The sequence below is a fragment of the Neobacillus sp. SRL179 genome (assembly GCF_984799095.1).
Genome location: NZ_OZ481792.1, coordinates 3,398,252 through 3,410,192 on the forward strand (window position 1 = coordinate 3,398,252; position 11,941 = coordinate 3,410,192).

An 11,941-nucleotide genomic window follows, 5' to 3' on the forward strand; every position below is an offset into this window, starting at 1 on the left:
TCTTAAGGGTAGTCTTTAACAAGGGCAAAGGAATTATTCAATATAGTAAAAATGAAAAAAAGACAGCTTCTGAAAGCTGTCTTTTTCCATTCAATTATTTTGCTGCGCTATAACGTTTAGAAACTTCATCCCAGTTAACAACATTCCAGAAAGAAGAAATATAATCTGGACGTTTGTTTTGGTATTTAAGATAGTAAGCGTGCTCCCAAACATCAAGGCCAAGAATTGGAGTTTTACCTTCCATTAATGGTGAATCTTGGTTTGGAGTGCTTGAAACTTCTAACTCTCCGTTGTTTACAGATAACCAAGCCCAGCCAGAGCCGAAACGAGTAGTTGCTGCTTTAGCGAACTCATCTTTAAAGCTTTCAAAGCTGCCAAACTTGCTGTTAATTGCGTCTGCTAATTCACCAGTTGGTGCGCCGCCGCCATTAGGAGAAAGAATTTGCCAGAATAAAGAGTGGTTTGCATGACCGCCGCCGTTGTTTCTCACAGCTGTACGAGCTGATTCTGGAACAGCATCCAAATTAGAAATAACTTCTTCTACTGATTTAGATAGTAACTCTTCGTTCCCTGCTAGAGCGTTGTTTAAGTTTGTTACATATGTGTTGTGGTGTCTAGTGTGGTGAATATTCATTGTTTCTTTGTCAATATGTGGTTCTAGTGCATCCTCTGCATAAGGTAATTGTGGTAATTCAAATGCCATGATAATTCCTCCTATGTACGTATTATTTTTTTAGGCCTTAGCTATACCTTAATTTATAAGAATATTTCTAAAGCTTTACTTTTAAGATACCAAAGTTGGATGGTGGATTCAATTAAAATGCTTATATCCAACATAAATACAATTCCCTTTTCAATGAATTATATTCCTGTTGATCCTTAATAGGATAAATATTTGTTTACAGTTTCATTTTTCGAAAAATTGTCATGTTTCATCAAACCAGCATTCTGTCAACGATTTATGTCATAACCCCATGGAATATATCCCAAAAATTAAAATCGCTATATTGACAGGCAGTTATTATTTCATTTAAATCAGAAGTAAGGGTATAAAGGGAGTGACAAAACATGCAAACTAGCAGCATTTCCATATATAATTTAATGGCTCAGTTTTTTGAAAAAAATGAACCCATACAAAAATTCAAAGCTGGTACTGTTCTTTTTCATGAAAAGGATCTAGTAGAATATGTATACCTATTGCTCAAAGGCAGTATCGCACTTGGGAGGGTTCATGTACGTGGAAAAGACTTTATTCTTAAAATTTTAAACGACCGGGAATTCATAATGGAATACCAGTTATTTAAAGCAAATCCTCATTATCAGTTCTATGCCAAAGCTCTAACGGACTGTGAACTTCTGCTTGTTAAAAAAGAACTTTTTGAAGAGTTTATTTCAGCAGAACCTGAAGCCATGAATGCACTGGTCGCATGGTTAAGCACAGGTTATTTAAAAGCACAAATGAAATGCCAGGACTTAATTATGAATGGTAAAAAAGGCGGGCTCTACTCGATCCTAATCCGTTTATGTAATTCGTATGGCGTAAAGACAGAAAACGGTATTCTTATAGATTTGCCATTAACACATCAGGAGTTAGCTAATTTAACATTTGGGACTAGAGAAGTGATCCAGCGCGCTTTAAAGGAGCTGCGCGAATTGGATATTATCTTATATGAAAACCAAATGTTTACCGTGAAGGATATAAATTATTTAAAAGAAGAAGTAGATTGCCAAAACTGCTCATCAGAGATTTGCGGATTAAATTAGAACAGCCATAGTCCCCTTCTCCATTCCTTTATTAATCTTAAATAGTAAGAAGCCGCCGTTTTTGGCGGCTTTTCGGACTGTTAAAAAACAACGATCAAAAAGTAACCAATCATAATGAGTTGGATCACAGTCTTTGTAAAAACGCTGCCAATAAAACCAAGAACAGAGCCAAAACCGACTTTAAGACTCTCAGTAAAACTCCTTTTATTAAAAATTAACTCCGCCACAACAGCCCCAATAAAAGGCCCAATTACTATTCCTAAAATAGGGATGACAAATGGGCCAACTAAAAGACCAATTGTACTTCCCCATACACCTGCCTTTGAACCTCCATATTTTTTTATCCCAAACAAATTGGCTAGGTAATCTGCAATAAATAAAAGGACGATAAATAATCCTTGGACTAGCCAAAACAGCCAGTTAAATGGTTCGAAACTAAAAAACATTCCATATAATAAAAAACCTGCTAATAAAAATAATACACTTGGAATAATTGGGTACACCAATCCAACGAACGCAACAATAAATAGAATACCAATGATCAGCCAATACAAAATCTCCATCTATCCCCATCCTTTACAGAAAATATACCCTTCCTACGATTTAATAATCAACATGTTTTCATTCTTCATCCTTCTTGTATATCTAGTTTCCACAGGCTACAATAGAATAGCGGAACTTGAAATGTAAGATCTCCTATTTAAAGGAAACTCCATGCATAATGTTTCAAAGTTCAAGTAATATTTTGTTTTATACATAAAGGTGGTCATTATGAATATTTTTAAACAATTTTACAGAAGTATTTATTCTCCAAAGGATATTGCTACATTTCGTTTTCAGGGCATTGGAAAGACAATTTTATACGTTTTTTTCCTTACCTTCATTTCAATTTTACCCTCTATTTATTATGTTAGTACAGCCCTCTCTACAGGGATAGATGCTGCACAATCGTTTATTAAAGATCAAGCGCCTGAATTTTCAATTCAGAACGGACAATTATCAGCAAATACGGATGTTCCGGTTACAATAAATAAAAATGACTTTACCATTATAATTGACCCAACAGGTGCCATTTCTAAAACAGATGTTGAGGAAACGGATAATACATTAGCTTTATTGAAGGATGAATTTGCCTTATCTACAGGCGGTAGAATTGATACATACCCTTATTCTATGTTAGAAGGCATGAATATAACAAACACAGAGTTGCTTCAGTTTATCGACACAATTGAAGGTATGAAAGGAATCATCATTCCTGTGATGGCCTTGTTTATTTATTTGTTTTCAAGTGCTTGGGGTTTTATCGAGGTAACCATATTGGCCTTATTTGGCTTAGCATTGAAAAATCTTTTTGGAAGAAAGCTGAAATATGGGCAATTATGGCGAATGGCTGCTTACTGCGAAACATTACCAACTCTGTTTTTTACGATCATGACTGCGTTAAAAACTTCTGTACCTCAAAGTTCACTGCTAAATTGGTTTGTCATTATTATTGTATTAGCCCTCGCTATTAAGGAAGTACCTAAACCTAAGAAGGCAAGCTAACCTACACCGAAAACGGTGTAGGTTTTTTTGTTCTAAAATAAGTTGGACAAGCATACGAATGTACAAACGTCTATTTGGAGGCTTTTCCGATGAAAAAACTATTTGGTCTACTATTTGCAATTTTAGTCATATATGTTATTTATTTCGACCTCACAGTCGGCACCCTTCCCTCCGCTAATTCAAAGCAAGTTGACGCAAAAATAGAGACGGTCAGGCCGCAAGCTGAACCAAGCATTCCCTCTTTTGAAGCAAAGGTGAAACCTGGTGAAACCGTCATTTCAATTGTTGAACATCAAATTGATAAACCCTTACCAGTTTCCATATCTGCTTTAATTACTGACTTTCAAAAATTAAATCCTGGCAAGTCTCCTGAAAAAATTCAAATTGGGGCTACATATCATTTTCCAGATTACTCAAAATAAAGAGGATAGACACTTATTCTTGTCAAAAATAGTAGAAGACTGATACAATTATACCAGATTGTCTTTTAGAACCTTTTATTCGAATCCATTTTAAAGGAGAGCGAATTACACGTGAGTGAAATTATACATCGCACAAATACCCGTCCAATTAAAGTGGGTAATTTAACAATTGGCGGGAGCAATGAAATTATTATACAAAGCATGACAACAACGAAAACCCATGATGTGGATGCAACCGTTGCTGAAATAAAAAGACTTGAAGATGCTGGATGTCAGATTGTTCGAGTCGCGTGTCCAGATGAACGTGCAGCGAATGCGATCCCAGAAATAAAAAAGAGAATCAATATTCCGCTTGTAGTTGATATCCACTTTGACTATAAATTAGCATTAAAAGCAATTGAAGGCGGAGCTGATAAAATCAGAATCAATCCGGGCAACATTGGAAAACGTGAAAAGGTTGAAGCTGTTGTGAAAGCAGCCAAAGCAAAGGGGATTCCGATTAGAATCGGGGTAAATGCAGGATCACTTGAGAAAAAGATTCTTGAGAAATACGGTTACCCTACAGCAGATGGAATGGTTGAGAGTGCCCTCCATCATATTAAAATTCTCGAAGATTTGGATTTTCACGATATTATTGTTTCCATGAAAGCATCGGATGTTAACCTAGCTATTGAAGCATACGACAAGGCTGCCCGTGCTTTTGATTATCCACTGCATTTGGGAATTACCGAATCCGGTACACTGTTCTCAGGTACGGTAAAAAGTGCGGCAGGATTAGGAGCCATCATTAATAAAGGTATTGGAAACACATTGCGAATCTCACTAAGTGCAGATCCCGTACAAGAAGTTAAAGTAGCAAAAGAACTATTAAAGGTTTTTGGACTATCCTCCAATGCCGCAACGTTAATTTCTTGTCCAACCTGCGGTAGAATTGAAATCGACCTCATTAGTATTGCAAATGAAGTGGAAGAGTACATTTCAAAAATTAAAGCTCCTATCAAGGTTTCAGTTCTTGGGTGTGCAGTAAATGGTCCTGGTGAAGCTCGCGAAGCCGATATCGGTATTGCCGGTGCACGCGGGGAAGGATTATTATTTAGAAAAGGCGAAATCGTCCGTAAGGTCCCTGAAGCACAAATGGTCGAAGAATTGAAAAAGGAAATTGATCAAGTGGCAGAGGAATATTTTCGCAAAAAAGCTGAAGAAGAAAAGATAACTAAATAAACAGCAAAAAACAAAGGGTCTGACTCACATATCGTGAAGTCAGACCCTTTTGACATTCTGCTCCTAAGCAGGTTATGTTAAAAGAACGGGAGAATAAAGATACCGACGATTAGCGATATCGCACCAATTCCAATTGCCCAAGCACCAAGGCCTGTGGCACCCCTTTTTCTGGCAACGAAGCCTAACACAATACCTGCGATACCAAATAGAATAGGCATTACAAACAGCGACAAAATGGATAATGCTAATGCAAGTGTTCCCAAACCTGTTCCAGCGGTTGCATTTCCCTGCGTATTGTTTTGACTCTTTGGACGTGAGACAGAAACAGGTGCAGCGATCTCAGCCGCTGACTCTTCCCGGTATTGAGAAGTTCTGAGTGGAACAGATGCACCAACCTGAGGTACATTCGCATCTTTTTTCAATGAATAAGAAGTCTTTATTGGTGAAGCAACTTCTGACGCTGTTTCCTCCCTATATTGTGAAGGAGAATTTGGTATTTGCTCACCAATAATTGAACTTCGAAGAGCTTCTTGTACTTTTGTGTCTCTTTCATCTGCCATCCTAATCCCTCGCTTTCAGTTATAGGAGCATTAATTATTGTTTGCGTCTTACCGTTTTTTAATATGTTAATGTTTGTCACTAATAGGTTTCTATTTCAAATACTTTTAAAAAATTTACATTCTTGTTCCTTTGTATTTGGTAAAATATAAAGAGATATTCAAATGAAGGTGACTGCATAATGAAAAAAAGATTAGGAATAGATATTGATGGAACTGTAACCTGCCCTACTTCAATGGTTACTTTTATTAATAAGGCTTTTAACTTAAACTTATTGTATGAGGACGTTAATCGATATGAATTAACACCTTTTGTTAACGTTCCCGAAGCTGATTTTGCCAAATGGTTTGTGGAAAGCGAACCCGTTATTTATAGAGATTCACCACCAGCAAAAGATGCCATACAGATACTTTCGATGTGGAAAAAGAAACATGATTTAATTTTTATTAGTGCACGCAAGCCTTATTTACTTGATGTTACTGAGGAATGGTTTCAACGCCAAGGGTTATCGTCTCATCAAATTGAATTAGTTGGTTCCCATGATAAGGTAGAGACGGTAAGAAAACAAAGAATTGACATCTTTTTTGAAGATAAACATGATAATGCCGTAATGATCCATAATGAGTGCCAAATACCAGTGATATTATTTGATACACCCTATAATCAGGATCCTCTGCCTAATGGAGTTATCCGTGTAAAAGATTGGCGCGAAGCCTATAATTGGGTTGAAAATTGGTTTGAATAAGAAAACAGCTTGTGTAAGCATACACAAGCTGTTTTTTTAATGGCAATTAGGACAACGTCCGTAAATCTCAAATTTATGCCCTGATATCTCGTATCCCTTTAAATTTTCACTTAATCCATCCATCGGACATGTTTCAATCTCTTTCGTTTTTCCGCATTCTAAACATATGAAATGATGGTGATGATGGCTTCTAGAACAAGCGAAGCGAAAGTGTTTTTCACCAGATAATTCCGTCATTTCTAAAATACCCATGTTGGCAAATAAGGAAAGATTTCGATAAATAGTATCAAAACTTAACCCAGGATAATCATCCTTTAATTGATCAAGTACATCTTTTGCTGTTAAATATTTATCACTATCAGCAAATAATTGAAGCATATCTTCTCTTTTCCCAGTCTGTTTAAATCCATTTTCCTTTAAGTATTGAATGGCTTCATTTACATTCACTGAGCATTACCTCCATAGCCAACCTTAACTTTTTTATAAAAAATCGTTACGATTAAAATAAGAACGGCTAGCATGACAATAGTTCCACCTGGTGCAAGGTCCAAATAATAGGCAGAAAATAACCCTCCTAATACAGAGACCTCACCAAATATTACTGATAAAAGAATCGTCTGTTTAAAACCTTTTGCAATTCGAATACTAGCTGCAACGGGTAACGTCATTAATGAAGACACTAACAATATTCCAACAATCCTCATGGAAGCAGCAATAACAAGGGCAACCATAACAATAAAGATGAAATGGATACTCTTGGCTGCAATACCTGAAGCTTTTGCGTATTCTTCATCGAAGGAAAGTAAAAAAAGTTCTTTATATAACATGATAATAACCAATATAACAAGCACACTTGTGATTAAAATAACCCATAAATCCGTTCGACTAACAGCAGATACACTGCCAAAAAGATAGCTAAACAAGTCTTGGTTAAAACCATCAGCAAGCGAAATAAAAATAACTGATAACCCTATCCCGCTAGAAAGAATAATGGGAATAGCTAATTCCTGATAGTGTTTATATACCGCTCTTAATTTTTCAATAAACAACGATCCTCCAACCGAAAACACCATTCCTAAATAAAGTGGGTTCAATCCTGACATTATTGAAAGTTTCCTCTCAATTAAGAGGCTTGCGGCAATTCCTGCTAATGTAACATGGCTGAGGGCATCGGCAATTAACGATAGACGTCTTACTACAACAAAAACGCCGAGCAACGGAGCAATAATTCCAATCAATATCCCTGTTAAGAACGCATTTTGTAAAAATTCATAATGAAAAATCCCTTCAATCATTTATAACTCCTCCGTATTATGGTGGTGTGCCAGCATGTGAACATCATGACCATAAACTTGAGACAAACCACTAGAATTAAACTGTTCAAAATCCTTGGATTCTCCATGAAAATACAAATGTTTATTCAAACAGGCAACATGAGTAACCTTATCCGATATTGTTCCGATATCATGTGTGACCAATAAAAGAGTAATCGCTCGGCTCTTATTTAAATCAACAAGCATTTGGTAAAAGGAATTAACATTCTCAGCATCTACACCAACAGTTGGCTCGTCTAAAATTAGCAACTTTGGTTCACTTACAAGGGCACGAGCAATAAACACACGCTGCTGTTGACCCCCAGAGAGTTCGCCTATATTTCTATGACTAAATGCCTTCATTCCAACTGCATCCAATGCCTCGATAACCCTTTTTTCATGTTCTTTATTAAAAAACGTAAACAGGCCTAACTTTTTAGTTAACCCACTTGAAACTACCTCAAATACAGTTGCTGGAAAACCAGTGTTAAAGGAATTTGCCTTTTGCGACACATATCCAATTCGTTCCCAGTCCTTAAATTTATTAATTTCCTGACCGAATAACAAGATTTGACCCTTTTGAAGCTTTAATAAACCTAAAATCAACTTGAGCATCGTTGATTTACCAGATCCATTTGGTCCGACAATTGCCAAAAAGGAACCATCAGGCACGGACATATTAATATTCTCAAGGACAAGATCCTGTTCATAACGATAGAAAAGATTTCTTAATTCAATTATTGATTGCATAGTCTTAATCTCACCCTTAATTATAAGAATCATTCCGATTTAACTTCAAGTAGTATACAATAGGAAATCCTGATTGTAAAGCAATCAAAGAGTTAACCGGTTCATGATCAATTTGAAATCGTTGTAACACTCCCTTCACTTCTTCATACATTAGCATGGAGGAGTGATGAGGGTGAAAATATTTGAAAGCGTCATTAATCATAAAATCAATACAATTACAGCTGAAGAGCTGATAAAGTATGCAAATCAGTTTAATATAGCAGTTAATCAACAACAAGCACAGCAAATCGCTGAATACTTAAGAGGAAAAAATGTTAATATTTTCGACGATACACAGCGTTCACAGCTAGTAAAAAAAATTGCCAAGACCGCTGGGCCTGAAACGGCCCGGAAAGTAAATAAATTATTTCTTGAGTTAACTAAATAAAAACAAAGCTGTGCCTAAGGCACAGCTTTCATCTTATGATTGCATAATTTGATCTAAAAGGTCTTCATTAAACGTTTGTTCACGAAGCATATTTATTTCGAATTTATAAGGCGCCTTTTTGTTTTTCTTATCTTCACCGACAAAGGGAGTTTCTAATATTTTGGGCACATCCATCAATTGTGGATGATGAACAATATAGTTAATTGCCTTAAAGCCAATATGGCCGAATCCGATATTCTCGTGGCGGTCTTTTCTCATCCCTATTTCATTTTTACTGTCGTTAATATGCAGAACTTTAAGTTTATCTAATCCAACAATTTTATCGAATTCATTTAAGACCCCGTCAAAATCGTCCACAATGTTATAGCCGGCATCGTGGGTATGGCATGTATCAAAGCATACCGATAATTTATCACTATAGGTGACCCCATCGATAATCATCGCAAGCTCTTCAAATGATTTTCCGCACTCAGAGCCTTTCCCAGCCATTGTTTCCAAGGCAATTTGCACCTGTTCCTTACCTGTTAAAACTTCGTTCAAACCTTCGATAATTTTCTTGATTCCTTCCTCAGTTCCTGCCCCAACATGAGCTCCTGGATGAAGCACAATTTGCTTAGCACCAATTGCCTCAGTTCTCTCAATCTCGCTGCGAAGGAACCTAACCCCTAATTCAAAGGTGTCAGGGTTAGTGGTATTGCCAATATTAATAATGTAGGGAGCATGGACCACAATTTCTGAGATTCCGTTCAACTCCATATGTTGTCGCCCTGCATCAATGTTAAGGTCTTCAATTTTCTTTCTTCTTGTGTTTTGTGGTGCACCGGTATAGACCATAAAGGTATTTGCACCATAGGATACAGCCTCCGCACTAGCGGCCAGCAGCATATCCTTTCCGCTCATAGAGACATGTGAGCCTATTTTTAACATCGCTTTTGTCCCCTCTCACCTTATTTGTTTTTTCTATTTTCTATTTTTCTTTGCCGTTTTTTTATTTTATCCATTTCCCATTGCATTTTCTTTTTATAGCCAGGCTTTACCTTTTGTGGTTTTTTCACCATGGATTTTGCGGTTTTCGCTGCCTCATCTTCCTTTTTCACACGGGTCTTCCTTTTATTTCGAGGATCAATCTCAACAAATCCCTCTTTGCCCAGGTCAACATGTTTAAACTGAATTCCCATCTTTTCCAAACGGTTCAATGCATCCTCATCAGAACTCTCATATACGGTAAGCGCAATTCCAGAATTTCCTGCTCGCGCTGTTCTTCCAACCCGGTGGATATAAAAATCCAAGTCAGATGGAAGCTCATAATTGATAACGTGGCTGACTCCTTCAATATCAATGCCCCGCGATGCAAGATCGGTCGCGACGATATATTGATACTCTAAATCTTGAATCTGTTTCATCATTTTCTTTCGTTCACGCGGATTTAAATCGCCGTGTACTCTGCCAACCTTTAATCCTTTTTCATTTAAAAAGTAAGCAACCTCTTCCGCCATTTTTTTCGTATTTGTAAACACAATCGCTAAATAAGGATTGTAAGCCAAAAGGGCATCGTAAACCAATTGTTTTTTACTTCTATGTCTTGAAGGGAGAAGATAGTGTTGTAAATTTTCAGCTGCTTTGTTTTTTGACTCAATTTGTACCGTTTTAGGGTTTTCCATATATTTTTTAAGAAATGGCTTTAATTTTTCTGGAATAGTTGCTGAAAAGATGAGCATTTGTAGTTTTTCCGGCATTTTAGCTGCAATCTGGTCAACATCTTCAATAAAGCCCATATCAAGCATCATGTCGGCTTCATCGACCACAAGCATGGTAGATGTATGAATAAACAGCGCTTGATCCACCATTAAATCTTTAATTCTTCCTGGTGTACCAATCACAATCTGTGGCTGTACTTTAAGTTTTTCAATTGTTCGCTGTTTGTCCGTTCCTCCAATATAACATCTTGCCATAATTGGGCTCTCAGGACTGCAATACTCAATTACCTTCAGTATTTGATGGTAAATTTGTGATGCTAATTCTCGTGTTGGCGCAGTAATTACAGCTTGTACCTCTTGGCGCTTTGGATCAATCTTTTCGAGGATAGGCAATACATAAGCAAATGTTTTCCCTGTTCCTGTTTGCGACTGTCCAATGGCACTTTCCCCTTTTAGAACTAACGGAATCATCCGTTCCTGTATTTCAGTTGGTTCAAAAAAACCGAACTGATTGAGAGATTCTATAATAAAAGGCTGAAACTTAAAACGTTCAAATCGATTTACTTTCATATAATGGCTCCTTATTTTAAAAAATCTTTTGTTTATGGAGTAGTTTTCTTTCCTTAGTAAGAGTTTCCACTTTTATTTCCATCCTGTAATTATAGTAAAAATCCTCTTAAATAACCAGCTTACAAGTCCTTATATTTCAGCTTTTACTTTTTATCCACTTTTTAAAATCAAAATATAGTTTTTTCCTTGTGTAGAATACCTAAACCAAATTAGGAAAAATGCATATTTTATTGTATTAAGTTATGTTGGAAGGATGTTTTAGAATGCTACCAAGACCAAGAGTACCCATGAACAATGGAATGGGACCAGGTATGTTTGCGGGGAGAAATCCGATGATGGGCTCTGGGACAAATCCATTTTTCGGAAGGAACCCGATGATGGGGCAGCCCCAAGGTCCCTTTGGCGGAGGAAATCCGATGATGGGCTCAAGAATGGGACCACCACAAATGAACAGGGCAGGCGGTGGTTTACTTTCAAAAATACTTGGAAGAGGAAACCAAACAGGTGGAATTATGGGAATGCCAGGGGCAGCTCGAGCTTCAGGAGGGGGTGGAGGCGGTTTACTTCAGTCTTTAAGCAATCCGGGCGGACTTACAAATGTCTTAAATAATACCCAACAAGTATTAAAGACTGCTCAATCAATTGGACCCATGATTCAACAGTATGGGCCAATGGTCAAGAATCTTCCTGCTATCTGGAAAATCTATCGAGGTTTTAAAAATGCATCAAAAAGCACGGATTCATCCGATCATTCAGCAGAGTCATCAAATAATGAAACAAAACATGTGTCAACTTCAAAAAAAACGACCTCCGCGCAAAAAAGCCAAAAGGTTAGTTCAAGAAAAGAAACTCAATCCGATGGTTCCAAGCGGATCAGCTCACACCAGAGAGGGAGTTCAGTACCTAAAATGTATATTTGATTAGAGAAT

15 protein-coding genes are annotated in these 11,941 nt (G+C 37.0%); 7 read left to right on the plus strand and 8 right to left on the minus strand.

All coding sequences use genetic code 11. The annotated features are described in order from the left end of the window. Positions 1-94 precede the first annotated feature (94 nt). Positions 95-703: a superoxide dismutase gene (locus tag AC4E8C_RS16835; RefSeq protein WP_490207800.1), complete on the minus strand. Its 609-nt coding sequence runs from the start codon at positions 701-703 to the stop codon at positions 95-97. Between the two features lie 365 nt (positions 704-1,068). Here AC4E8C_RS16835 and AC4E8C_RS16840 point away from each other — a divergent pair, with 365 nt between their 5' ends. Beyond that, the gene (locus tag AC4E8C_RS16840) at positions 1,069-1,764 is read left to right on the plus strand and encodes a Crp/Fnr family transcriptional regulator (RefSeq protein WP_490207801.1); all 696 of its coding nucleotides are present in this window, start codon (positions 1,069-1,071) and stop codon (positions 1,762-1,764) included. An 80-nt stretch (positions 1,765-1,844) separates the two neighbouring features. Here the strand turns inward: AC4E8C_RS16840 and AC4E8C_RS16845 are convergent, their stop codons facing one another. Next, positions 1,845-2,327 carry a DUF456 domain-containing protein gene (locus tag AC4E8C_RS16845; protein ID WP_490207802.1) on the minus strand — a complete coding sequence of 161 codons (483 nt, stop codon included), beginning with the start codon at positions 2,325-2,327 and terminating at the stop codon, positions 1,845-1,847. A gap of 208 nt (positions 2,328-2,535) precedes the next feature. Here AC4E8C_RS16845 and AC4E8C_RS16850 point away from each other — a divergent pair, with 208 nt between their 5' ends. The 3 genes from AC4E8C_RS16850 to ispG all read left to right on the plus strand — a co-directional run bounded on the left by AC4E8C_RS16850 (position 2,536) and on the right by ispG (position 4,952). After that, a complete protein-coding gene (locus tag AC4E8C_RS16850; RefSeq protein ID WP_490207803.1) occupies positions 2,536-3,309 on the plus strand; it encodes a DUF1189 domain-containing protein in 774 nt (257 codons plus the stop codon). An 89-nt stretch (positions 3,310-3,398) separates the two neighbouring features. Then, complete coding sequence (locus tag AC4E8C_RS16855; protein WP_490207804.1) at positions 3,399-3,731, plus strand: LysM peptidoglycan-binding domain-containing protein; 333 nt, start codon at positions 3,399-3,401, stop codon at positions 3,729-3,731. 111 nt (positions 3,732-3,842) lie between these two features. After that, complete coding sequence (ispG, locus tag AC4E8C_RS16860; protein ID WP_490207805.1) at positions 3,843-4,952, plus strand: flavodoxin-dependent (E)-4-hydroxy-3-methylbut-2-enyl-diphosphate synthase; 1,110 nt, start codon at positions 3,843-3,845, stop codon at positions 4,950-4,952. 77 nt (positions 4,953-5,029) lie between these two features. Here the strand turns inward: ispG and AC4E8C_RS16865 are convergent, their stop codons facing one another. Then, on the minus strand, positions 5,030-5,512 hold the full coding sequence (locus AC4E8C_RS16865) for a hypothetical protein (RefSeq protein ID WP_490207806.1): 483 nt from the start codon (positions 5,510-5,512) through the stop codon (positions 5,030-5,032). Positions 5,513-5,691: 179 nt separating this feature from the next. On the opposite strand from AC4E8C_RS16865, the gene AC4E8C_RS16870 reads away from it, so the two are divergent. After that, positions 5,692-6,255 carry a 5' nucleotidase, NT5C type gene (locus AC4E8C_RS16870; RefSeq protein WP_490207807.1) on the plus strand — a complete coding sequence of 188 codons (564 nt, stop codon included), beginning with the start codon at positions 5,692-5,694 and terminating at the stop codon, positions 6,253-6,255. Between the two features lie 36 nt (positions 6,256-6,291). On the opposite strand, the gene zur is transcribed toward AC4E8C_RS16870, so the two are convergent. The 3 genes from zur to AC4E8C_RS16885 are packed head-to-tail and all read right to left on the minus strand — an operon-like array spanning position 6,292 to position 8,318. Then, positions 6,292-6,702, minus strand: coding sequence for a zinc uptake transcriptional repressor Zur (gene zur, locus AC4E8C_RS16875; RefSeq protein ID WP_490207808.1), 411 nt, complete (start codon positions 6,700-6,702; stop codon positions 6,292-6,294). Continuing rightward, complete coding sequence (locus AC4E8C_RS16880; RefSeq protein ID WP_490207809.1) at positions 6,699-7,550, minus strand: metal ABC transporter permease; 852 nt, start codon at positions 7,548-7,550, stop codon at positions 6,699-6,701. Before AC4E8C_RS16880 ends, zur begins: the two co-directional genes overlap by 4 nt. Continuing rightward, the gene (locus tag AC4E8C_RS16885; protein ID WP_490207810.1) at positions 7,551-8,318 is read right to left on the minus strand and encodes a metal ABC transporter ATP-binding protein; all 768 of its coding nucleotides are present in this window, start codon (positions 8,316-8,318) and stop codon (positions 7,551-7,553) included. 166 nt (positions 8,319-8,484) lie between these two features. On the opposite strand from AC4E8C_RS16885, the gene AC4E8C_RS16890 reads away from it, so the two are divergent. Beyond that, positions 8,485-8,745: a DUF2624 domain-containing protein gene (locus AC4E8C_RS16890; RefSeq protein WP_490207811.1), complete on the plus strand. Its 261-nt coding sequence runs from the start codon at positions 8,485-8,487 to the stop codon at positions 8,743-8,745. A 33-nt stretch (positions 8,746-8,778) separates the two neighbouring features. Here AC4E8C_RS16890 and AC4E8C_RS16895 read toward each other — a convergent pair whose 3' ends face one another. Beyond that, positions 8,779-9,672 (minus strand): deoxyribonuclease IV, encoded by an 894-nt coding sequence (locus AC4E8C_RS16895; protein WP_490207812.1) that lies wholly within the window; start codon positions 9,670-9,672, stop codon positions 8,779-8,781. Positions 9,673-9,692: 20 nt separating this feature from the next. Continuing rightward, positions 9,693-11,012, minus strand: a complete 1,320-nt coding sequence (locus tag AC4E8C_RS16900) for a DEAD/DEAH box helicase (protein ID WP_490207813.1) — start codon at positions 11,010-11,012, stop codon at positions 9,693-9,695. A 263-nt stretch (positions 11,013-11,275) separates the two neighbouring features. Between AC4E8C_RS16900 and vrrA the strand changes: the two genes are divergently transcribed. Beyond that, positions 11,276-11,932, plus strand: coding sequence for a VrrA/YqfQ family protein (vrrA, locus tag AC4E8C_RS16905; RefSeq protein ID WP_490207814.1), 657 nt, complete (start codon positions 11,276-11,278; stop codon positions 11,930-11,932). The last annotated feature ends 9 nt before the right edge of the window (positions 11,933-11,941 follow it).